The organism is Bisgaardia hudsonensis, from assembly GCF_004345785.1.
GTDB lineage: Bacteria > Pseudomonadota > Gammaproteobacteria > Enterobacterales > Pasteurellaceae > Bisgaardia > Bisgaardia hudsonensis.
Map to the genome: position 1 here is coordinate 76,440 of NZ_SLXI01000002.1, position 22,542 is coordinate 98,981.

At 33.9% G+C, this 22,542-nt stretch carries 20 protein-coding genes; 8 read left to right on the forward strand and 12 right to left on the reverse strand.

All coding sequences use genetic code 11. From position 1 onward, the window contains the following. Nucleotides 1-27 precede the first annotated feature (27 nt). The 8 genes from EV697_RS03030 to ydiJ form a co-directional block, all read right to left on the reverse strand. Nucleotides 28-1,149, reverse strand: a complete 1,122-nt coding sequence (locus EV697_RS03030) for an S-(hydroxymethyl)glutathione dehydrogenase/class III alcohol dehydrogenase (protein WP_132022468.1) — start codon at nucleotides 1,147-1,149, stop codon at nucleotides 28-30. Between the two features lie 16 nt (nucleotides 1,150-1,165). Continuing rightward, nucleotides 1,166-1,444, reverse strand: a complete 279-nt coding sequence (gene frmR / locus EV697_RS03035) for a formaldehyde-responsive transcriptional repressor FrmR (RefSeq protein WP_132022471.1) — start codon at nucleotides 1,442-1,444, stop codon at nucleotides 1,166-1,168. 433 nt (nucleotides 1,445-1,877) lie between these two features. Then, on the reverse strand, nucleotides 1,878-2,912 hold the full coding sequence (locus EV697_RS03040; RefSeq protein ID WP_132022474.1) for an ABC transporter ATP-binding protein: 1,035 nt from the start codon (nucleotides 2,910-2,912) through the stop codon (nucleotides 1,878-1,880). A 2-nt stretch (nucleotides 2,913-2,914) separates the two neighbouring features. Further along, nucleotides 2,915-4,585 carry an ABC transporter permease gene (locus tag EV697_RS03045; RefSeq protein WP_132022477.1) on the reverse strand — a complete coding sequence of 557 codons (1,671 nt, stop codon included), beginning with the start codon at nucleotides 4,583-4,585 and terminating at the stop codon, nucleotides 2,915-2,917. A gap of 81 nt (nucleotides 4,586-4,666) precedes the next feature. Continuing rightward, the gene (locus EV697_RS03050; protein WP_132022479.1) at nucleotides 4,667-5,686 is read right to left on the reverse strand and encodes a Fe(3+) ABC transporter substrate-binding protein; all 1,020 of its coding nucleotides are present in this window, start codon (nucleotides 5,684-5,686) and stop codon (nucleotides 4,667-4,669) included. A gap of 118 nt (nucleotides 5,687-5,804) precedes the next feature. Next, on the reverse strand, nucleotides 5,805-6,785 hold the full coding sequence (gene hemH / locus EV697_RS03055; protein ID WP_132022481.1) for a ferrochelatase: 981 nt from the start codon (nucleotides 6,783-6,785) through the stop codon (nucleotides 5,805-5,807). Beyond that, the gene (locus EV697_RS03060; protein ID WP_132022484.1) at nucleotides 6,782-7,201 is read right to left on the reverse strand and encodes a hotdog fold thioesterase; all 420 of its coding nucleotides are present in this window, start codon (nucleotides 7,199-7,201) and stop codon (nucleotides 6,782-6,784) included. The genes hemH and EV697_RS03060 overlap by 4 nt, the downstream gene beginning before the upstream one ends. Nucleotides 7,202-7,222: 21 nt before the next feature. Beyond that, a complete protein-coding gene (gene ydiJ, locus EV697_RS03065; protein WP_132022486.1) occupies nucleotides 7,223-10,327 on the reverse strand; it encodes a D-2-hydroxyglutarate dehydrogenase YdiJ in 3,105 nt (1,034 codons plus the stop codon). A gap of 538 nt (nucleotides 10,328-10,865) precedes the next feature. Here ydiJ and ompA point away from each other — a divergent pair. From ompA to dapD, 7 genes are all read left to right on the forward strand, one after another. Next, entirely contained in the window at nucleotides 10,866-11,915 is a 1,050-nt protein-coding gene (gene ompA, locus EV697_RS03070) for a porin OmpA (protein WP_132022488.1), read from the forward strand. Nucleotides 11,916-12,065: 150 nt separating this feature from the next. Further along, nucleotides 12,066-12,647, forward strand: coding sequence for a LemA family protein (locus EV697_RS03075; RefSeq protein WP_132022491.1), 582 nt, complete (start codon nucleotides 12,066-12,068; stop codon nucleotides 12,645-12,647). A 17-nt stretch (nucleotides 12,648-12,664) separates the two neighbouring features. Then, the gene (locus tag EV697_RS03080; RefSeq protein ID WP_132022494.1) at nucleotides 12,665-13,105 is read left to right on the forward strand and encodes a TPM domain-containing protein; all 441 of its coding nucleotides are present in this window, start codon (nucleotides 12,665-12,667) and stop codon (nucleotides 13,103-13,105) included. Next, on the forward strand, nucleotides 13,102-13,860 hold the full coding sequence (locus EV697_RS03085) for a TPM domain-containing protein (protein ID WP_132022496.1): 759 nt from the start codon (nucleotides 13,102-13,104) through the stop codon (nucleotides 13,858-13,860). Before EV697_RS03080 ends, EV697_RS03085 begins: the two co-directional genes overlap by 4 nt. A gap of 82 nt (nucleotides 13,861-13,942) precedes the next feature. Beyond that, the gene (gene grxD / locus EV697_RS03090; protein ID WP_132022499.1) at nucleotides 13,943-14,275 is read left to right on the forward strand and encodes a Grx4 family monothiol glutaredoxin; all 333 of its coding nucleotides are present in this window, start codon (nucleotides 13,943-13,945) and stop codon (nucleotides 14,273-14,275) included. A 73-nt stretch (nucleotides 14,276-14,348) separates the two neighbouring features. Then, on the forward strand, nucleotides 14,349-15,320 hold the full coding sequence (cysB, locus tag EV697_RS03095; protein ID WP_132022502.1) for an HTH-type transcriptional regulator CysB: 972 nt from the start codon (nucleotides 14,349-14,351) through the stop codon (nucleotides 15,318-15,320). A gap of 101 nt (nucleotides 15,321-15,421) precedes the next feature. Continuing rightward, complete coding sequence (dapD, locus tag EV697_RS03100) at nucleotides 15,422-16,249, forward strand: 2,3,4,5-tetrahydropyridine-2,6-dicarboxylate N-succinyltransferase (RefSeq protein ID WP_132022504.1); 828 nt, start codon at nucleotides 15,422-15,424, stop codon at nucleotides 16,247-16,249. A gap of 270 nt (nucleotides 16,250-16,519) precedes the next feature. Here dapD and dnaJ read toward each other — a convergent pair whose 3' ends face one another. The 4 genes from dnaJ to EV697_RS03120 form a co-directional block, all read right to left on the reverse strand. After that, on the reverse strand, nucleotides 16,520-17,644 hold the full coding sequence (dnaJ, locus tag EV697_RS03105) for a molecular chaperone DnaJ (protein WP_132022507.1): 1,125 nt from the start codon (nucleotides 17,642-17,644) through the stop codon (nucleotides 16,520-16,522). An 82-nt stretch (nucleotides 17,645-17,726) separates the two neighbouring features. Further along, the gene (locus EV697_RS03110; RefSeq protein WP_132022510.1) at nucleotides 17,727-18,119 is read right to left on the reverse strand and encodes a GyrI-like domain-containing protein; all 393 of its coding nucleotides are present in this window, start codon (nucleotides 18,117-18,119) and stop codon (nucleotides 17,727-17,729) included. 102 nt (nucleotides 18,120-18,221) lie between these two features. After that, complete coding sequence (gene dnaK, locus EV697_RS03115) at nucleotides 18,222-20,129, reverse strand: molecular chaperone DnaK (RefSeq protein WP_132022513.1); 1,908 nt, start codon at nucleotides 20,127-20,129, stop codon at nucleotides 18,222-18,224. A 265-nt stretch (nucleotides 20,130-20,394) separates the two neighbouring features. Beyond that, nucleotides 20,395-21,789, reverse strand: a complete 1,395-nt coding sequence (locus EV697_RS03120; RefSeq protein ID WP_132022516.1) for an MATE family efflux transporter — start codon at nucleotides 21,787-21,789, stop codon at nucleotides 20,395-20,397. Nucleotides 21,790-21,857: 68 nt separating this feature from the next. On the opposite strand from EV697_RS03120, the gene EV697_RS03125 reads away from it, so the two are divergent. Further along, complete coding sequence (locus EV697_RS03125) at nucleotides 21,858-22,469, forward strand: riboflavin synthase subunit alpha (RefSeq protein ID WP_132022518.1); 612 nt, start codon at nucleotides 21,858-21,860, stop codon at nucleotides 22,467-22,469. The last annotated feature ends 73 nt before the right edge of the window (nucleotides 22,470-22,542 follow it).

Here is a 22,542-nt window from a genome sequence, read left to right on the forward strand (position 1 = left end):
ATTTTCCTAACAAGGTATTAAATAATATTAGTAATGGATAACGGTTCGAATTGCTTTACCTTGATGAAGTAGTTCAAATGCTTCATTGATTTTATTCAATCCCATTGTATGAGTGACAAATGGTGCTAGTTCAATTTCGCCATTCATTGATTGTTCTACCATTTTAGGCAATTCACTACGACCTTTAACACCACCAAATGCAGAACCTTTCCATACTCGTCCTGTTACTAATTGGAATGGACGTGTTGAGATTTCTTGACCAGCACCAGCTACGCCAATAATAATTGATTGACCCCATCCACGATGTGCGCTTTCTAAGGCTTCGCGCATTACATTGACATTTCCAATACATTCAAAAGTATGATCGATTCCCCATTTATTAATATCAAATAACACTTCTTTAACTGGTTTATCATAATCTTTAGGATTGATAAAATCTGTTGCACCAAATTGTTCTGCTAGTTTAAATTTTTCTGGGTTCATATCAATCGCAATAATACGGCTTGCTTTGGCTTGACGTGCACCTTGAATAACCGCTAAACCTATTGCACCTAGCCCAAAGACCGCAACAGTATCGCCTTCTTGTACTTTAGCTGTATTATGAACAGCACCAATACCAGTCGTTACGCCACAACCTAATAAACAAACATGCTCGTGATTCGCATCAGGGTTAATTTTTGCTAGAGAAACTTCCGCGACAACGCTTAGCTCACTAAATGTTGAACAACCCATATAATGATAAATATCTTGACCATTATAAGAAAAGCGAGTGGTACCATCGGGCATTAAACCTTTACCTTGTGTTTCACGTACAGATACACATAGATTTGTTTTTCCGGATTTACAAAATTCACATTCGCCACATTCAGCGGTATAAAGCGGGATGACATGATCACCTGGTTTTACACTTGTTACACCTTCGCCAACCTCAACAACAATACCTGCGCCTTCATGCCCTAAAATAACAGGAAATATTCCCTCTGGATCAGAACCAGAAAGCGTAAAAGCGTCAGTATGGCACACACCTGTATGTGTATTGCGAATAAGGACTTCTCCTTTTTTAGGTGCTTCAACATCAACTTCTACTAGTTGTAATGGTTCATTTGGGGCAAAAGCTACTGCTGCACGAGATTTGTATGTTTTTTTCATTAAGGATCCTTTTGGTTTATTTTAAATAGGTACGAATAATATTAATAAAATCATCCGTTGTTGATTGCAGTTGTTCATCTAAAGACAAAGAAGGTGTTGAAAATGTTTCACGTAAATGGCTTTCTAAAATTTGAGCCATTAATCCATTTGTTGCCCCTCTAATTGCAGCAATCTGTTGTAAAATGGCTTTGCATTCCACTTCATTTTCTAATGCTTGTTCCAAAGAGTTAATTTGACCTTTTAAACGGTGTACACGAGTTAATACTTTTTTTCGTTCTTCTGGAGTACTAGGCATAAAATAATATTTCCTTATCAAGAATTAGATTTAATATACTATACCCCAGTATAGTTTTATAATCAAGTGTAAATTGAGAAATGGTAATTATTTAATAGAGAGCTAGTTATCTTTTTATTGTTATCTTATTGAAATTTAAATTATTTTAAATGATGGGAGATTAATGTTAACTACTTTATTGTTGATTTACTTGATCAATATTTTGATATATGAGCATATACCATATTAATAAATATTATTAATTTTACTTTATTCATTTATAGTATGGTTACAGGATTAATTGAAAAAGAGAACTGAGATAAAGAATAGAATATGGCTTTGAGAATATCTGTTGTAAAAATAGTTTTAAATAATTTAAGTGTGGTAATATTTTTATTTATTTTAAACTATTAAAAATATTACCGCACTTTTTTAGGCATTATTTAGAATTTAGTTAGTCAAAAATAACTAAATCCTGTTTTATCGGCGTTACTTTTACTTTTTGACCTAACTCAAGGCATAAAATACTTTGTATTTTTAGCTCGGTATCTGCAATTTTTATAAGGTAATGATAATACTGACCTAAGAACAATTTTTCTAATACAATACCATTGCCTTGTTCATCAATAGTCATATTAAATTGGTGTGGGCGGATTAGCCAGCGAAGTGATTTATTTTTAGGAAGTATTTCACCATTAGCAAGGGTTTTATGCTCTGATATGGCAGTAATACCAAATACAGAATGAAGTTGATTTTGTTCATCAATACGGCAAGTTAGGTAATTAAAATTACCTAAAAATTCAGCAACAAATGGACAGTTAGGGCGTAAATATAATTCATCGGTTGCCCCAAATTGAACAATTTTCCCAGCTTTCATTACGGCGAGTTTATCAGCAAAGGCAAAAGCTTCCTCTTTACTATGGGTAACAAAAATAGCGGAGATATTTTGCTTTTTTAGAATTTGTTTAATTTCATCAATCATTTGATGACGTACTTGTGTATCAATATTTGAAAATGGCTCATCAAGTAACAGCAATGAGGGTTGACAAGCTAAGGCTCTAGCGATTGCTACTCTTTGTTGTTGTCCGCCTGATAACTGATGAGGGTAGCGTTTTTCTAGTCCTTCCAAATGAACTAGGTGGATCATTTTTTGCAAAATTTGCTGTTTTTCTTCCGCACTTTGTTGGTGTAATCCAAATTGAATATTGTCTTCGACAGTTAAATGTGGAAAAAGGGCATAGTCTTGAAAAATAAATCCAATATTGCGTTTTTCAACAGGGAGATTGGCTAGATTTTGTTGGTTTAACCAAATGTCACCTTGCGTAATAGGGAGTAACCCCGCAATAGCTTTTAGTAATGTGGTTTTTCCACAACCACTAGCGCCTAGTAAGCAAATAATTTCATTTTCATCTACTTGTAATTTTAAGTTTTGTAAAACAACTTGCTGATTATATTGACAACTTAATGCATTAATAGTTAATTTTTTCATAATTAGCGATCTTTTTGAGTATTCGACATAAGAGAACGAGTCAACCAAATTACAGGGATTAATCCAACTAATACTAAGGTTAATGCAGGGAGAGCTGCTTGTTCTAACTGTTCATCAGAAGTAAAGGCAAAAACATAGGTGGCAAGGGTATCAAAGTTAAATGGGCGTAATAGTAACGAGGCATTTAATTCTTTCATACTTTCAATAAATACCATAAGAAGTGCAGTTAAAATACCTTTCGATATTAAAGGGAAATGTACTTTACAAAGCATTTTTCGCCCATTGTAACCAAGTGTTTGGCTTGCCATATCTAGCGATGGCGTAATTTTTTGCATTGAAGTTTCCACGCTACCAATTGCCATCGCTGAAAAGCGTACTACGTAAGCAGAGATTAATCCCGCCATTGATCCTGATAATACGAGTCCTACTGTTGGTAATTCTAACCATTTTAGCAAAGCGTGTAATTGATGATCAGCTGCGGTATAAGGAATAAGGATGCCTATCGCTAATACTGTACCAGGGATAGCGTAACTTAAACTGGATAATTGAAGATTATGGCGAGCAATTTTTTGAATAGTTTTTGACTGTTGTAAAGATAATCGTTGTGTAAAATGTAATATTAGGGCAAACATCACACAAATAATAGAGGCAATACTGGATACGGATAGGCTGTGATAGGCGTATTCACTAAAGCGATCTATTTGTGATAATTGAAAGTCACTAATCGCCCAATAAGCGAGCTTTCCTACGGGGATAATAAAAGCGAGCCCTACAACCATCCAGCAGAAAAACAATGCAAACACTAATTTTATGCCAGTTAATTTTTGTAAACTGGTTTTCTTTTCACTGCCTCGTTGATAGGTTTTTTGTTTGCGACGACTATAGCGTTCTAAAAATAATAAACTGAAAATCATTAATAAAACTAGTATGGATATTTGGCTAGCTGAGCCTAAATCACCATAACCTAGCCAAGTGTCATATATCGCGGTTGTAAGAGTTGGAATAGCGAAATAAGAAACTGTACCAAAATCACCAAGTGTTTCCATTGCAACTAAGGCACAACCCACGGCAATAGCTGGACGAATTAAAGGAAAAATAATTTTGAAGAATATTTTTCTAGGGCTTGCTCCCAATACTTTCGCACATTGAACTAAGTTTTCCCCTTGTTCCCACAATGCAAGGCGAACAAGTAAAAATATATAAGGGTAAAGTACTAAACCTAGTACGAAACAAGCTCCCCCTAAAGTACGAATAGCAGGAAACCAGTAATCTTGAGAATTTGTCCAATGAAATGTATTTCTTAAAAATATTTGTACAGGACCCGCATAATCAAATATTTCGGTATAGAGATAGCCAACTAAATAAGCAGGCATAGCTAGAGGTAAACAAAGTAACCATTGTAAAGCTTTTTGTCCTTTAAATTGGTAATTAGATACAAACCAAGCACTTGGTAAGGCAAAGAAGAGTGCAAATCCAATAGTCCCTAAAACTAATAGTAGTGAGTTAACCGTATAATCTACTAATACTGTACGCCATAAATCTTCAATATTTTGCCAATCTGTTTTCCAAGATTGATAAAAAATAGCAGAAACAGGCAATACAAATAATAGGGTAATTAAAAGTGCGGTAAAAAACCATAAATATTTATTTAAATTCTTATTTAAAATGGACATTGTTATTTATTTTTATGCTTAAAACGCAAACAGGCACGCATATTTTATGCGTGCCAACGATTTTAAAAAGAAGAGCTAAAATTAGAAAATATCAAATTTAACTTCATCAATTAATTTTAATGCTTTTTTATGATTATCTGCAACAACATTTAATGGTAATGTATCTGATTTAAATTGACCCCAACCTTTTACAAGATCTGATGGTTCAACACCTGCTTTAACTGGGTATTCGTGGTTAAGTTCAGCATACATATGTTGTGATTTATCATTACTTAAATATTCAGCAAGTTTGATTGCGTTTGCTTTATTAGGTGCATATTTTGCAATGGCAATACCACTTACGTTAACGTGAGTTCCTTTTGCTTTTTGATTTGGGAAGTTAATGTAAGCTGATTCTGCCCATTCACGTTGTTTATCATTGGTGAGCATTTTACCATAATAATAGCTATTTCCTAAAGCATAATCACAAACACCTTCTTTAATGGCTTTAACTTGGTCACGATCTCCACCTTGTGGTTTTTGTGCAAGGTTAGCTTTTAAGCCTTCTAAGAATGCTTTTGCTTTTGCTTCACCATCATTTGCAATCATTGATGCGATTAGAGAAACATTGTAAGGGTGTTTTCCTGAACGTACGCAAACTTTACCTTTTAATTCTGGTTTTGCTAGGTCATAGTAAGTGAAATCTGCTGGTAATTTACCTACACGATCTTTTGATGTATAGATAGCTCTAGCACGCATTGTTAGTGCGAACCATTCATCTTTTGCATCACGGTATTGTGAAGGAATATTTTTTTCTAACACTTCACTATGAATCGGTTGAGAAAGACCTTCATTAACAATTTCCATTAAGCGTGAAATATCAACAGTTAATAAAACATCCGCAGGGCTTAATTCACCTTCACGTTTTACACGATCAACTAGCCCTTTATCCGCAAAGATTACATTCACTTTGATACCTGTGTCTTTTTCGAAATCTTTTAACATAGGTTCAATTAGATAAGGTTGTCTATAAGAATAAACATTAACTTCATTGGCAGCTAAAGCGCTTGTTGAAACGATTGCTGATAATGCAATCGCGATTGTGGAAAGTGATTTTTTCATAAAATATCCTCATAAGTGATAAAATAAACACGATTAATAATTCTTTATCAATCGTGCTAATTAAATCATATTGGGATATTTAAATCAATGAGAATTGTTTTTATTTGTAAGATGGTAATTATGATTCCAATTGAGACAAAATTAATCTTCCTAACATTTCAATGTGATCTTTACTGTCGTTTAGTGCTGGAATATATTGAAAAGAAATACCGCCATTATTTAAGAAGATTTCCCTATTTTCAACTTCAATTTCCTCAAGCGTTTCCAAGCAATCAGAGGCAAAGCCTGGACAAATTACAGCAATTTTTTGTACAGCTTGTTGTTGATTAATAGTCTCAATTAAAACGTCAGTATAGGGTTGTATCCATTCTTCTTTTCCAAAGCGAGATTGAAAAGAAAGTGCCCATTGATTTTCAGTTAACCCTAATTTATCGACAATCGCAATAACGGTTTGTTTGCAATGTTCACGATAGTAATCACCGTTATTTTCATAGCGAAGCGGAATACCATGAAATGAAAAGACTAAAAACTCATCTGATTTCATCCGCTCTTTTATGGAGTTAGCGAGCGCATTAATATAGTGTTCATCAAGATGATAAGAATGTATAAATTTAAAAGAGGGGATATTTCTTTTATGTTTTAATACATCAGCAAAGGCATCCAAAACCGCACCTGTGGTAGAACTACTGTATTGCGGAAATAGCGGTAAAACAATGAGCTGATCAACTTGTTGATCTAGTAAATTTTGTACCGCTTTCTCCATTGAAGGATTACCATAAGTCATTGCTAGCTCGACAACGGCATTAATATCCTGTTGTATTAAATATTGTTGTAGTTTCGTTTGTTGTTGCTTTGATATTTCTAATAAAGGCGAGCCCTGTTCAGTCCAAATAGACTGGTATTTTTGGGCTACTTTTTTGGAACGTCTAGGTAAAATAACGCCTTTTAATAAAGGAAACCATTTCCAACGAGGTAAATCCACTACACGTGGATCAGTTAAAAATTGCCACAAATAACGAGATACAGCACTTGCAGTCGCTGTATCTGGTGTACCTAAGTTTGTTAAAATAATACCGATTTTTTGTTGTTTATTTTTCATTGATTCATTATTAAAAGAGTAAGTCTTGAACAGCAACATAGTTTATCTTGTTGATCTTTAATATCAATTTGCCAAACCTGTGTTGTTTTGCCTAGACGAATGGGATAGGCTCGAGCGGTTACGCTCCCAGCTTTGACTGGTCGTAAATGGCTTGCATTAATTTCTGATCCTACAACAAATTGATTTTCTGCAACACAACAAAAGCCTGCCATTGAAGCGACAGTCTCTGCTAATGCGGTAGATATTCCACCATGGAGCAATCCCATTGGCTGTGTCGTTCTGTGATCAACAGGCATTGTGGCCTCTAACCAGTCATCGCCTTGTTGTGAGAAATTAATACCTAAATGTGCTACGGCACAAGATTTTCCCAGTTCGTTCATTTGTTGTAGTGTATAGTGTTTTTTCCAAATTTTCATTCTATTACTTTAATAGTTAATTTATATAATACTTAATAAGGCTTGAATTGGGTGCTTGAGTATCTGATTCTCAAAGCGTTTTACTTGGCTACGACAGGAATAACCAGTAGCTAAACAATATTCGAGATTTTTATCTTGTAATTTTTTTTGCCAAGAGCTGCTATAAATAGCTTTCGACATTTCGATATGTTGTGTTTCATGGCCAAAAGTACCCGCCATACCACAACAGCCAACGTTTTCTACTTGCAAGTTTTGTCCAAAGACTACAAAAATATGTTGCCATTCTTTAGGGCTATTTGGCATTGCTGTGTTTTCGGTACAATGTGGATATAAATACCATTGTTGTTTATTTTGTGTTTCCTCTTGAGAAATATTTAATTTTTCCACCGCAGTTTTTATTTTTTCAGAATTTAACTGATTAAATAGCCATTCGTGAGAGGTAATGACTTGAAATTCACCACGATCTTTTTGGAGAATTTCCTTATATTCATCTCGATAAGAAAGGACAATGGCAGGATCTACCCCTACCATTGCAATTCCTAATTTTGCCATTCGATTTAAAAAATCTGCTTGATTTTTAGCGGTTTTTGCAAAGCGAGCCAAGAAACCTTTTATGTGTAGTGCTTTTCCATTTGGTTTAAAAGGTAATAGGATCGGTGTGTAACCCAACTTTTGACTGAGATTTACAAAATCTGCGACTACTTTTGCATCATAATAAGAGGTAAACGGATCTTGGACAATTAATAAAAATTCTTGTTTTTCTACCGCACTTTTCGAGGAAAATGATTTTTCTAATTCTTCTAAAGATAAACCTTGATAGCCTATTTCAACTAATTGTTGTTGTAAAGTAGGGTTTGATAACAAAGGTAAATCAGTCATACCTAGCATTTTTTCTGCTAATGGTTTAGTTATTTTAGCTTCTGTAAAAAAGTTAAAAAATCTTGGTGTTTTTGCCATTAGTGGCGCAACGGTTTCTACATTAGACACGACATAATCTTTTACCGGACGTAAATAACGGCTATGATAAAAATAAAAGAATTTTGAGCGAAAACTTGGAACATCAATTTTAATAGGGCATTGGCTCGCACAGGCTTTACAAGCTAAACAAGTGTCCATTGCTTGTTTTACTTCGTGAGAAAAATCATATTCACCTTGTCTTTTTTGCCAGCTATTGCGTATTTTTTTGACTAAATCAGTTAGTTTTATTTCTGCTTTTCTAAAGTCTAATTGTTCAGGTTGTACGTTTTCATTTGCCATTAGACGCAACCATTCTCGAACCATTGCAGCTCGTCCTTTAGGTGAATAAACACGATTTCTACTGACTTTCATTGAGGGGCACATAGTACTATTAACATCAAAATTAAAGCACAAGCCATTGCCGTTACAATTCATTGCGCCCGAAAACTCTTCACGGATTTGCACTGGAATTTGTCGATCATAATCTGCACGCATCGGTGATAAAATTGAGTAAAGTTGTTGTTTTGACTCAAGTGGTGTACAAATTTTCCCTGGATTTAGACGGTTATTGGGATCGAATAAATGTTTAATGTAACGTAATTCACGCCATAATTCAGGTGTAAAAAATTTTTCACCGTATTCAGAACGGACGCCTTTACCATGTTCTCCCCAAATTAATCCCCCATATTTTTTTGTGAGATCAGCTACTTGATCGGAAATTTCTTTTAATAATAAAACTTGTTGTTTATCACATAAATCTAAAGCTGGTCGAACATGTAATACACCAGCGTCAACATGACCAAACATACCATATTGCAGATTGTGTTTATCTAAAATTGCTCGAAACTCAGTAATATAATCGGCTAAATTTTCAGGTGGCACACAAGTATCTTCTACAAAAGGAATCGGTTTTGCTGAACCCTTAGCATTTCCTAATAAGCCAACTGCTTTTTTACGCATCGCATAAATACGAGAAATGGAATTAAGATCCGTACATACTTGATAACCAATAATATTATCCTGTTGCTGTGCTATTTTTTGATCAAGCAATAAGCATAGTTGTTGAACTTGCTTATTAATTAGAGTGTGATTATTACCTGCGTATTCAACAATATTTAAGCCTAAAATCGGATTGCTTTCATCTTCGGTAAGTAATTCATTCACAGAATGCCAAATAATATCTTGTTTTGCTAAATTTAATACTTTGCTATCTATTGTTTCTACAGAAAGCGCATCTGCTTTTACCATAAAAGGTGCATTACGTAATGCCGCATCAAAAGAGCTATATTTAATGTTAATTAATGTACGGTATTGAGGAATGGGTAATAAATTGAGTTTTGCTTCACAAATAAATGCAAGTGATCCTTCTGAACCTGTTAAAATACGAGTTAAATTAAATTTACTTTCATCATCATTGAATACATTTTTTAAATCATAGCCAGTAATAAAACGATTAAGTTGTGGTAAATCATTAATAATTGCTTGTCGGTTTATTTTACAACGTTCAAAAATATCTTTATGTAAACTTTTTGCATATTGTGTTAATGATTGTTGAGTTAAGTTATCTTCAAAATTCAGTGTATTAACTGATTCTGTATCAAGCACTTCTCCATTTATTAATACGGAGCGCAGGGCTAATACATGATTGGAGGTTTTGCCATATTTTAATGAGCCTTGCCCAGAAGCATCAGTATTAATCATCCCACCTAAAGTCGCACGATTACTGGTTGACAGTTCTGGTGAGAAAAATAAACCATAAGGCTTTAAAAATTGATTTAATTGATCTTTTACTACACCAGCTTGAACACGCACCCAACGCTCTTTAACATTAATTTCAAGGATTTTTGTCATATAGCGAGACATATCCACGATAATATTATTATTTAGAGATTGTGCATTTGTGCCCGTACCGCCACCTCGAGGCGTAAAAGTTAGCTCAAGAAATTTTTCTCTTTGTGCCAGTTTGGTAATAATTACTACATCACTGGTACTCTTGGGAAATAAAATAGCTTGAGGTAACTGTTGATACACACTATTATCGGTTGCAAGGCTTAAGCGATCTGCATAGGTTGTAGCTATATCACCTTCAAAATGTTGAAATTGTAATTCTTTTAAGTATTCTGACACTAATGGTGTAATTGCAGGTACATTTTTTAAACAAGGTAGCATATTATTCGTCTTTATTGTGTTGGGTAATATAGAGTATAAATATTTGATTATTACAGAGACAATATCATAGCCTTAATTTATCTTTTAATAAAATAATTTATTAAAAGATTAAGTTTAATTAGATTCATCTTTTTATTAAATTTTTTATTAAGTAATGTTAATTTAAATAGTTAAAGTATGAATTTCAAACAATAAATGACTAAAAAGCTATTTTTTGTTTAAAGTTTGAACAGAATAATAGAAATCGTTTGATTTTATGTCTAGCTAAACGGATAATAGACTCTACCTCAAATAAAGATGCAATAAAAAGCACTTTTTACAAGGTAAAACAAATGAAGGGAACCATAATAAATACTTTACTTATTGTCAGAGTTTTGACAAGGAAAAAAGTAAAAAGTTTCTTTTTTTATAAAAAAGGTTTAATATAAGCGTAACACTTTATGTTATGTGTTTTAAGTTTCAGCATTTAATTACGCTATTATCATTAGCGTATTTGGAACTTTAATTTATTGATGACTAAAACAAGAGGATCATTCAAATGAAAAAAACTGCAATTGCATTAACTATCGCTGCATTAGCGACAGTATCAGCTCAAGCAGCACCACAAGCAAATACATTTTATGCTGGTGCTAAAGCCGGTTGGGCATCTTTCCATGATGGCTTTAAACAATTAGAAACTGATGGCGTAGGAACTAGACGTAATTCTGTAACTTACGGTGTGTTTGGTGGTTACCAAATTACTGATAATTTTGCTGTAGAATTAGGTTACGATGATTTTGGTCGTGTTAAAGCAAAATATAATGGTAAAGTTACTGATAAAATGACTAACCATGGTGCACACTTAAGCTTAAAAGCTAGCTACCCTGTATTAAATGGTTTAGATGTTTATGGTCGTGTTGGTGCGGCATTAATTCGTTCTGACTATAAACCAAATTTTGATTCTGAATCTAAAAGTTTGTTAGTTAAACATGCTGATAGTAAATCTCACAGCACTAAAGTATCTCCAGTATTTGCAGCGGGTGTTGAATATAATTTACCATCATTACCTGAGTTAGCGGTACGCGTTGAATATCAATGGGTTAATATGGTAGGCAAATTGAAAGATACTAATGGTAACCGTGTTGACTTTACTCCAAGCATTGGTTCTGTAACAGCTGGTTTATCTTACCGCTTTGGTCAAGGTGCACCATATGTTGCACCAGTAATGGTTGATAAAACTTTTGCTTTAAGCTCTGATGTTACTTTTGCTTTCGGTAAAGCAAACTTAAAACCTCAAGCGCAAAGTACTTTAGATGGTATTTACAACGAGATTGCTCAAGTTAAATCTGCTCAAGTTGGTGTTGCTGGTTTTACAGACCGTATCGGTTCAGACGCTGCTAACATGAAATTATCACAACGTCGTGCAGAAACAGTTGCTAATTACTTAGTAGCTAAAGGTGTTGCTCAAAACGCTATCTCTGCAACAGGTTATGGTGAAGCAAATTCAGTAACTGGTAACAAATGTGATTCAGTTAAAGGACGTAAAGCTTTAATCGCATGTTTAGCAGATGATCGTCGCGTTGAAATCTCAGTTAAAGGTACTAAATAATTTTTATTAATTATTTGAGTATGTAGTATTATTTTAAAAGACCTAAACAATTGTTTAGGTCTTTTGTTTATCTGTAATATTTCTTTTTGAGTTTGTTAATATAGAAATATAATATGATTATTGAGTGAATTTTCTAATAGGTAGAATAAAATGAAAAAATGGTTATTTTTAATTCTCATTGTTATCGTAGCAGGTTTTACGTTAATGAGTGGGTATAATGGATTAGTAAAAGCAGAAGAACAAATTAATTCTGTTTGGGCAAAAGTGGAATCTCAGTATCAACGTAGAATGGATTTAGTACCTAATTTAGTGAATACTGTTAAAGGCCAAGCAAATTTTGAAAAAGATACCTTGACAGGCGTTATTGAAGCAAGAGCAAAAGCAACACAAACTAAAATTGATCCAACGAATATGGATGAACAACAATTAGCGCAATTCCAACAACAGCAAAATAGTCTCGGCTCGGCATTATCTCGCTTATTAGTAACCGTTGAAAAATACCCAGAATTAAAAGCACATAGTGGTTTTTTAAATTTGCAAGCGCAGTTGGAAGGAACGGAAAATCGAATTACAAAAGCTCGTAATGATTTTAATGATGCCGCTAAAGTATATAATCAAAAAGTTCGTCAGTTCCCAACAAAATTAATCGCAATGATTTTTGGATTTAAAGATAAGCCTTATTTTAAATCTGTATCTGGTGCTGAAAATGCCCCTGTTGTTGAATTTAACTAAATATAATTAGAGTATTTATGTCATTATTTTTCAAAATACCTTTTGATAAAAAACAAATAGAGTTAGCTATTGAGTCATTGGAGTTACAGACCTCGGCAGAGCTAAGAGTTTATATTGAAAGGAAAAAAAAGAATCAACATTTTTCTGCTTTTGAACAAGGGCTAGATTATTTTAATCAACTTGAAATGTTTAAAACTGAAGCTAAAAATGGCGTCTTGATTTATATTGCTTATAAAGATCAACAATGTGCGATTATTGGTGATCAGGGGATACATCAATATGTAACTGAACAGTTTTGGCAACAGCAAAATCGCTTAATGATCGATTATTTTAAGCAGAAAAAATACAATGAAGGTCTAATTAATATAATTGCGAATATAAGCAAGGAATTAGCACGCTATTTTCCTTATCAAGAGAATGATAAAAATGAATTAGACAATGAGGTTATTATCAAATGATTAAAAGCCTTAAAAGTGCGGTAATATTTTGTACTATTTTTATTGTATCAAATGTATGGGCAGTGAATTTTCCTGAAATCCCAAGTCCTTTTCGTTATATTAATGATTACACGAATACTTTATCAACAGCAGAAATAAATACCCTAGAGACTAAGTTAATTGATTATAGCCAACAAACTAGCTCGCAAATTGCAGTAGTACTTGTTCCAACTGTTGATGAATATGAAATAGCGGAATATACTTTTGAACTTGCAGATAAATGGGGAATAGGAAGAAAAAAACTTGATAATGGTGTATTAATGTTAATAGCCATTAATGATCATAAAATGTTTATTGCAACAGGAAGAGGCTTAGAAGGAGCTCTGCCTGATGCTTTTCTTTCCCAAGTAATTCGGAATGTTATTACACCAGAATTTAAACATAATAATTATGCTTTAGGTATTAATAATGGTTTAGATCTTATTATCTCGGCTAGCAAAGGTGAGTATGATGCTTATCAGGATATCGCTCAAGAAGATTGGCGAGATTATTTACCTTTATTAATTTTTATATTATTTATTATTTTTATTGTTTTTGGTGAATTACGAGGCGGTCGTACTCCTTATATTAGCCAAACAAGACGATCTTCTTACAATCATTATCCTCATCATTCAGATGATGATCATTTTAGTGGTGGCAGTGGTTTTGGTGGCGGTTCTAGCGGTGGTTTCGGTGGCGGTAGTTTTGGCGGCGGAGGTGCTGGCGGAAGTTGGTAGTTTATAAAACTATTTTTGATTTTTTTGTAAAATAAGGGTTATACTAGAACCTTAATATTTAAATTATTTAGTGAGAATAATAATGGAAACTTTAGACAAAATTAAACAGCAAATTAGCGAAAACCCAATTCTTATTTATATGAAAGGCTCACCTAAATTCCCATCTTGTGGTTTTTCAGCTCGAGCGGTTGAAGCATTGATGAATTGTAAAGTGCCTTTTGGCTATGTTGATATTTTACAACATCCAGATATTAGAGCAGAATTACCGACTTATGCAAATTGGCCTACTTTTCCACAATTATGGGTTGAAGGGGAATTAATTGGAGGTTGTGATATCATTTTAGAAATGTTCCAACAGGGTGAACTCCAAACTTTATTATCAGAAGTTGCGACAAGACATCCACAGAATTCATAAAATAATGTGCGTTTTATAACGCACTTTTTATTTATAAATTCGTCATATTTATAGACAGAAAAATATTATAGCAATGAAAATTCAACAGTTACGTTATATTGTCGAAATAGTTAATCAAAAATTTAATATTACAGAAGCAGCTAATGCGTTATTTACCTCTCAACCTGGGATTAGTAAGCAAGTACGTTTACTTGAGGATGAGTTAGGATTAACTATTTTTGAACGAAATGGCAAGCATATAAAAGGACTAACACCGGCAGGTAAAAAAATTATTCCAGTTGCCCGAGAGCTATTAATTAAAACACAAAGTATCAAAGCAATTGCCAGTGAATATACTAGTCCTAATTATGGCGTATTAAGGATTGCGACTACAAATACGCAGGCTCGTTATGTTTTACCTAATGTTATTCGCCAATTTTCTAAGCGTTATCCTCATGTTAGCTTACATATCCATCAAGGTTCACCTACTCAAATTTATGATGCATTATTGTTAGGTGAAGTTGATTTAGCTATATTTACTGAAGCACAACATCTTTTTAATGATGCAATTTTATTGCCTTGTTATATGTGGAATCGATCGATTATTGTGAAATCCGATCATCCTTTAGCAAAAAGTAAGGAATTAACGATAGAAGAATTAGGAAAATATCCATTGGTTACCTATACTTTTGGTTTTACAGGGGTATCGGATCTTGATTATGCCTTTAATAATGCGGGTATTTTACCGAATATAGTCTTTACGGCAACAGATGCCGATGTAATAAAAACCTATGTTCGTTTAGGACTAGGAGTCGGAATTATGGCTTCAATGGCTTATACGGAGCTAGATGATGATCTTGTAGCGATTGATGCGAGTCATTTATTTAGAGCAAGTATGACCCAAATTGCAATAAAATATGGTTTCTTCCTAAGGGATTATATGTATGATTTTATTGGTTATTTTTCGCCGCATTTAACCAGAGATTTAATTGAGAGGGCGGAAAGTTTGCGTGATAATCATCTAATTCAAGGGCTTTTTGAAGGGATTGAATTAAGTAATAAATAAAAACAATAGATTATCTATTTTAACAATAAAAAGAGTGAGTTTCTTTGCAAAATATGTTAAAAATAATCTCTTAAATTTAAAATAATATAATAGGAAATAATATGTCAAATTTAGAAAATATCATTGAAAGTGCTTTTGAACGTAGAGCTGAAATTACACCTAAAACAGTTGATAATGAAACTCGTAGAGCAGTAGAAGAAGTAATCGAAGGTTTAGATAGTGGAAAATATCGTGTTGCTGAAAAAATTGATGGTGAATGGGTTACGCATCAATGGTTAAAAAAAGCGGTACTTTTATCTTTTCGTATTAACGATAACCAAATTATTGATGGTGCTGAAACAAAATATTATGACAAAGTCGCATTAAAATTTGCTGATTATGATGAAGCTCGTTTCCAAAAAGAAGGTTTCCGTGTTGTTCCATCTGCGACTGTACGCAAAGGTGCTTATATTGCTAAAAATACAGTATTAATGCCTTCTTATGTTAATATTGGTGCTTACGTAGGTGAAGGGACAATGGTTGATACTTGGGCAACTGTTGGATCTTGCGCTCAAATTGGTAAGAATGTGCATTTATCAGGTGGTGTAGGAATTGGTGGTGTGTTAGAACCATTACAAGCTAATCCAACTATTATTGGTGATAACTGTTTTATCGGTGCTCGTTCAGAAGTAGTTGAGGGCGTTATTGTTGAAGACGGTTGTGTCATTTCAATGGGTGTTTTCATTGGACAAAGTACAAAAATCTACGATCGTGAAACTGGTGAAATCCATTATGGCAGAGTGCCTGCTGGTTCTGTTGTTGTTTCAGGTAGTCTTCCATCAAAAGACGGTAAATATAGCCTTTATTGTGCGGTAATTGTGAAAAAAGTTGATGCGAAAACCTTAGGTAAAGTAGGTATTAACGAATTATTACGTACAATTGATGAATAGTTTTTAAATCAATTTTCAAACTATTTTAAGTTTTAAAATAATGTGTAAAATCTAGTTAAGTATTTAACTAGATTTTTTTATATATTGTGTTTACCGGCAATAAAATAATTTATTAGTGGCTATAAGTAACTATTTTAATAATTAGGATTATTTCATTTCCATAAAAAACCAGTTAGCTAATTTAGCTAACTGGTATCAATAAAAAATGAATGAGTAATGGTTATAAAAAGTATTAAATTTATAATATACTTTATTAATCGTTATCTCGATTTATTTACCTAAATTATCAAAAAAGTTTTTTACGCCGTCTAAAAAACTAGAATTTTTAGGGCGATGTGAACTACCATTTTCCATACTTTCTTCTAATTTTCTTAACAGATCTTTTTGTTCCTCATTTAGCTTAACTGGTGTTTCGACAATAATTTCACAAATTAAATCGCCAGTATAACCACGAGTAGATTTAATCCCTTTACCACGTAGGCGTAATAATTTACCTGATTGGGTTTCAGCGGGTACTTTGACTTTTAAGCGACCATCTAAAGTAGGAACCTCTACCTCACCACCTAATGCTGCCATTGTAAAACTAATAGGGACTTCGCAATATAAATTATTACCATCACGTTCAAAAATATTATGTTTTTTAACGTGAATAACTACATATAAATCGCCAGCTGGTGCTCCATGTTCACCTGCAGCACCCTCTCCAGATAAACGTAATTGATTTCCAGTATCAACCCCAGCTGGAATAGTAACAGAAAGATTTTTCTTCTTATGTACTCGTCCATCTCCATGACAAACACGACAAGGCTTTTCAATTTTTTTACCAGTACCATGACAAGTAGGACAAGTTTGTTCGGTCATAAAAAAGCCTTGTTGACGGCGTACTCGACCAGCACCATGACAGGTAGGGCAAGTTTCTACTTTAGAATCTTTTTCAGCACCAGAACCATGACAATGATCACATTCTGCAAGGGTATTAATTTGAATATCTTTTTTTGTGCCTTTTACCGCTTCTTCAAGGGTAATTTCGATGTCATAACGTAAATCCTCACCACGCACGACGCGTTGACGACTACCGCCACCAAAACCGCCACCAAACATTTCACTAAAGATATCTTCAAAGCCACCAAAACCACCACTGAAACCGCCAGCTCCACCAAAGCCACCTTGTTCAAAGGCTTGATGACCATATTGATCGTAAGCTGATCGTTTTTCTTTATCGGCTAACACCTCATAGGCTTCATTAATTTCTTTAAATTTTTCTTCGCTTTCTTTATCTCCCTTTGTTCTATCAGGGTGATATTTCATAGCTAGGCGTTTATAGGCACGTTTAATCTCTTTTTCATCTGCACCTTTTTGAATACCTAATACTTCGTAATAATCTCGTTTTGCCATAGTTTTTCCGTTTTTAATTGACAATATTTTTATAAATACTTGTTTATTTTCTCGTTATATTTTTTATTAAATACTAGAATAGCTAGCAATGTGGCTGTATTGAAATATAAATTTCAACCTTTTCATCAGGATAATATTTTTCAAAATCAAGAGAATAGGCTCTTTTTAGTAGACCTTGCTGACTTTTATTCCAAATTGTTTTCCAAGTTTCCACAATTTGTTCTCTATCTGTATTAAAAACTTCAAACCAATAATTATTATCATCGATTTCAATCGGATTGGCTTGTTTATTTTGTTGTTCTAATGCGATAGAAAAATCATATTCTCCCTTATAATCACTCTCATAATGATGATATAAACCATACAGTATTTGATCAGAGGGTAAATTTAGAGATTTCCATAATTTTGATAGGTCTTGCTCTGCAGTTCTATTCGTTAAACGAATAGTTTTAATCGGATAAAGTGTCAAGCTCATTTTTATTTTCTCTAAATTTTTTAATACAATAGTTCTTATGATTAGCTTTTTACACATCAAAAGGGCGTATTACTACGCCCTTAGATTGATCAAATTGTGAAATTATTTATCTTTCACTTCCTCAAACTCAGCATCCACAACATCATCATTTGCTTTTCCGCTTTGAGCTTGTTGACCTTGTGCGTCCGCTGCCGCTTGTTGTTGTCCTGCTTGGATAAGTTTTTCTGAAACTTGTACTAAAGCTTGAACTTTTGCATCAATCTCAGCTTTATCTTCGCCTTTAGCCGCCGCTTCAAGATCCGCTAATGCTTTCTCAATAGGTGCTTTATCATCAGCAGATAATTTATCGCCTACTTCACCTAATTGTTTACGGGTACTATGGACTAAGTGATCTGCTTGGTTACGAGCTTGTACTAATTCTTCAAATTTACGATCAGCTTCCGCATTAGCTTCGGCATCACGCACCATTTGTTGAATTTCTTCATCACTTAAACCAGAAGAGGCTTTAATCGTAATTTGTTGTTCTTTACCAGTACCTTTATCTTTTGCTGAAACGTGGATAATACCGTCTGCATCAATATCAAAAGTTACTTCAATTTGTGGCATACCACGAGGTGCTGGGTTAATACCTTCTAGGTTAAATTGACCTAAAGATTTATTTGCAGAGGCTTGTTTACGTTCCCCTTGAAGCACGTGGATAGTTACCGCACTTTGATTATCTTCTGCTGTTGAGAATACTTGCGATTTCTTCGTTGGAATCGTTGTATTTTTCTCAATTAATGCAGTCATCACACCACCCATAGTTTCAATACCTAATGAAAGTGGAGTAACATCTAATAAAAGCACATCTTTTACGCTACCTGATAACACACCGCCTTGTACTGCTGCACCAATCGCCACCGCTTCATCTGGGTTAACATCACGGCGTGCTTCTTTACCAAAGAATTCAGCTACTTTTTGTTGTACTAATGGCATACGAGTTTGCCCACCAACAAGGATAACATCATTGATTTCAGAAACACTTAATCCAGCATCTTTTAAGGCTACTTTTACTGGTTCTAATGAACGAGCAACTAAATCTTCTACTAATGCTTCTAATTTTGCACGAGTTAATTTAATGTTTAAATGTTTTGGACCTGTCGCATCAGCGGTAATATACGGAAGATTTACATCCGTTTGTTGTGCAGAAGAAAGCTCAATTTTTGCTTTTTCTCCCGCTTCTTTTAAACGTTGCATTGCTAATGGGTCATTGCGTAAATCAATCGCTTGTTCTTTTTTGAACTCATCAACTAAATAATTGATAACACGGTTATCAAAGTCTTCCCCACCTAAGTGAGTATCCCCATTGGTTGATAATACTTCAAAGGTTTTTTCACCACCAACTTCATCAATTTCAATAATTGATAAGTCGAATGTACCACCACCTAAGTCATAAACAGCGATAGTTTGGTTACCATTACCTTTATCTAAACCATAAGCTAATGCTGCTGCCGTTGGCTCATTAATAATACGTTTTACTTCTAATCCAGCGATACGTCCAGCATCTTTTGTTGCTTGACGTTGTGCATCGTTAAAGTACGCAGGCACAGTAATAACCGCCTCAGTTACTTTCTCACCTAAAAAATCTTCCGCTGTTTTTTTCATTTTTTTCAATACTTCAGCAGAAATTTGTGGTGGTGCCATTTTTTCACCTTTTACATTTACCCAAGCATCGCCATTGTCTGCTTTAGTAATTTCAAAAGGCATAATATTTACATCACGTTGTACTTCTTCATCTTCAAAACGGCGACCAATTAAACGTTTAATTGCAAAAACCGTATTTTTAGGATTGGTTACCGCTTGACGTTTAGCTGGTTGACCAACTAAGGTTTCATTATCATTTGTAAATGCAATAATTGATGGAGTAGTACGATCACCTTCTGCATTTTCGATAACACGAGGTTTATCGCCATCCATTACTGCCACACAAGAGTTTGTAGTACCTAAGTCAATACCAATAATTTTTCCCATTTTTATTTCTCCTAGTAAAATTCGTTTGATAACTTCAAGATTGGGATAGCTTTTTATTTTTCAAGTAAATTTTTGAAAAAAACTTAAAAAAAGTGCGGTCATTTATTCACGCATTTTATTGCTATCTATACTTGTTACCTAAAATGCGAACAGAAAAATAAATTTCAAGGGGGAAAAATAAATATTTAAGAATTAAGTGCGGTAAGAGGATAAAATTTGAATTGTTTTTAAAACTATAAAAAATTGTACCGCACTTTTAAATGGATTACTTTATATTTTCTAAATGTTTTAATAACGTTTCATCAGGTTGATTTTGAATTTTTCGTAAACGTAGTATTAGTAACAATGCTGCAACCGTTAGACTCACTAAAAAACCAATCCAAAATCCTTTAGCACCAAGTGCAGAAACGATAAGATTGGTACGAGCTAAGCTATAACCCACAGGCATACCGATTCCCCAATAACAGAATAGGGTAATATAAAGCATTACTTGAGTATCTTTATAGCCCCTTAAAATACCGCTACATACTACTTGAATTGTATCAGAAAATTGATACATTGCTGCAAAAATCAGTAAACTGCCAGCCATATTAATCACCGCTAAATCAGAAACAAAAATACTCGCAATATTATGTCGGAAATAAATCGTAATAAATGCCGTAAATAACACAATACTAATACCGACAGCAAGTGCTGAATAAGACACCAATTTTGCTTTTTTGGTCGAGCCTTCTCCTAAAGATTGTCCTACCATAATTGTGGCAGCAGAGCCTAAAGAAAGGGGGATCATAAAAATAAGTGAGCTTGTATTTAGGGCAATTTGGTGGCTAGCGACCACATTTGCCCCTAATGGCGAAAGCAACAACGCAGTTAAGGCAAATAGCGCGACTTCACAACAGATTGCAATGGCAATCGGTAAGCCTAAACGAAGTAATTTATTTAAAGTAGAGAAATTAGGTTTTTCGATAATTTTTTCAAACAACTTTAAATCACGTTGATTTTTCGCCGCTTTAGAATAAAGGAACATCATCAAAAACATCGCCCAATTCACAATACTTGTCGCAATGCCACAACCGACCGCCCCTAATTCTGGAATCCCTAATTTGCCATAAATAAAAATATAATTTAATGGAATATTTAACAGTAATCCCGCAAAAGTGATCACCATTGCTGGTTTAGTTTTTGCCAATCCATCGCTTAAACAACGGAAATTAATCATCAATAAATAACCAGGTAATCCCCAAAGCATACAATGTAAATAATCAATAGTAATCTTGGCAAGTTTCTTTTCCATACCCATAAATTGAATAATCAGATCACTATGATAAAGTATCAAGCCTAAAGGAACACAACTACCTAATACAATCCAAATACCTTGACGTACTTGATGGGCAATTTGATCACGTTTTCCTGAGCCATTTAAGTAAGAAATTGTCGGAGGAAGAGCCAATAATAGTCCGAGTCCAAAAAGCACCAAAGGTAACCAAATTGATGCCCCAACGGCAATCGCAGCCATATCTGCAGCACTGACACGACCAGCCATAATCGTATCCACAATCCCCATTGAATTTTGAGCCACTTGTGCAAATAGAATCGGCATTGCAATCAGTACTAATTTCTTTGCTTGTTCGTAATGTGTTTTTATATGGGTAAATATCATAACTATCCAATTATTGCTATAATACAGAATTATTAACGATTCATTAATAAATTAAAGGGAACAATATTATGTTTACAGGTATTATACAGGGCATTGCCCAAATTCATTCTATTATAGAGAAAGATAATTTTAGAACACACATCATAAAAATGCCACAACAATTATTAGCAGGATTGCAACTTGGTGCATCGGTTGCACACAATGGCGTGTGTTTAACGGTTACGGCAATCAATGATGATTTAATCAGTTTCGATTTAATGCAAGAAACCTTACGTATTACTAATTTAGGTGAACTCAAACAAGGTGATTTTGTCAATATTGAACGAGCAATGCAAATGGGATCAGAAATTGGTGGACATCTTTTATCAGGGCATATCTATTGCACTGCAAAAGTAGCACAAATTATACCATCGGAAAATAATCTACAAATCTGGTTTGCCTTACCAAATGAATTAAATGTGATGAAATACATTCTTAAAAAAGGCTTTATCGCCATTGATGGTATTAGCTTAACCATTAGTGATGTCAAAGATAATCAATTTTCTGTTAATCTCATTCCTGAAACCATTCAACGAACCTTAATTGCGAAAAGAGCGGTCGGAAATTTCGTCAATATTGAAATAGACACGCAAACACAAGCAATAGTAGATACGGTAGAGCGTTATTTATCTTCTAAATAGGAACTAATGCAATAACAACGCTTGCATTTTTGATTTAAATGATGCAACAAAAAATTAGTTTAGCAAAAGCAGA

What these genes read in the sequence shown, in the direction of transcription:
- grxD (WP_132022499.1), top strand. Translation starts at nt 13,943, where the DNA reads ATGGAAACTTTAGACAAAATTAAACAGCAAATTAGCGAAAACCCAATT.
- EV697_RS03120 (WP_132022516.1), bottom strand. Translation starts at nt 21,789, where the DNA reads ATGATATTTACCCATATAAAAACACATTACGAACAAGCAAAGAAATTA.
- EV697_RS03080 (WP_132022494.1), top strand. Translation starts at nt 12,665, where the DNA reads ATGTCATTATTTTTCAAAATACCTTTTGATAAAAAACAAATAGAGTTA.
- frmR (WP_132022471.1), bottom strand. Translation starts at nt 1,444, where the DNA reads ATGCCTAGTACTCCAGAAGAACGAAAAAAAGTATTAACTCGTGTACAC.
- ydiJ (WP_132022486.1), bottom strand. Translation starts at nt 10,327, where the DNA reads ATGCTACCTTGTTTAAAAAATGTACCTGCAATTACACCATTAGTGTCA.
- hemH (WP_132022481.1), bottom strand. Translation starts at nt 6,785, where the DNA reads ATGAAAAATAAACAACAAAAAATCGGTATTATTTTAACAAACTTAGGT.
- dnaK (WP_132022513.1), bottom strand. Translation starts at nt 20,129, where the DNA reads ATGGGAAAAATTATTGGTATTGACTTAGGTACTACAAACTCTTGTGTG.
- ompA (WP_132022488.1), top strand. Translation starts at nt 10,866, where the DNA reads ATGAAAAAAACTGCAATTGCATTAACTATCGCTGCATTAGCGACAGTA.
- dapD (WP_132022504.1), top strand. Translation starts at nt 15,422, where the DNA reads ATGTCAAATTTAGAAAATATCATTGAAAGTGCTTTTGAACGTAGAGCT.
- dnaJ (WP_132022507.1), bottom strand. Translation starts at nt 17,644, where the DNA reads ATGGCAAAACGAGATTATTACGAAGTATTAGGTATTCAAAAAGGTGCA.
- EV697_RS03040 (WP_132022474.1), bottom strand. Translation starts at nt 2,912, where the DNA reads ATGAAAAAATTAACTATTAATGCATTAAGTTGTCAATATAATCAGCAA.
- EV697_RS03075 (WP_132022491.1), top strand. Translation starts at nt 12,066, where the DNA reads ATGAAAAAATGGTTATTTTTAATTCTCATTGTTATCGTAGCAGGTTTT.
- EV697_RS03125 (WP_132022518.1), top strand. Translation starts at nt 21,858, where the DNA reads ATGTTTACAGGTATTATACAGGGCATTGCCCAAATTCATTCTATTATA.
- EV697_RS03045 (WP_132022477.1), bottom strand. Translation starts at nt 4,585, where the DNA reads ATGTCCATTTTAAATAAGAATTTAAATAAATATTTATGGTTTTTTACC.
- EV697_RS03060 (WP_132022484.1), bottom strand. Translation starts at nt 7,201, where the DNA reads ATGAAAATTTGGAAAAAACACTATACACTACAACAAATGAACGAACTG.
- EV697_RS03030 (WP_132022468.1), bottom strand. Translation starts at nt 1,149, where the DNA reads ATGAAAAAAACATACAAATCTCGTGCAGCAGTAGCTTTTGCCCCAAAT.
- cysB (WP_132022502.1), top strand. Translation starts at nt 14,349, where the DNA reads ATGAAAATTCAACAGTTACGTTATATTGTCGAAATAGTTAATCAAAAA.
- EV697_RS03110 (WP_132022510.1), bottom strand. Translation starts at nt 18,119, where the DNA reads ATGAGCTTGACACTTTATCCGATTAAAACTATTCGTTTAACGAATAGA.
- EV697_RS03050 (WP_132022479.1), bottom strand. Translation starts at nt 5,686, where the DNA reads ATGAAAAAATCACTTTCCACAATCGCGATTGCATTATCAGCAATCGTT.
- EV697_RS03085 (WP_132022496.1), top strand. Translation starts at nt 13,102, where the DNA reads ATGATTAAAAGCCTTAAAAGTGCGGTAATATTTTGTACTATTTTTATT.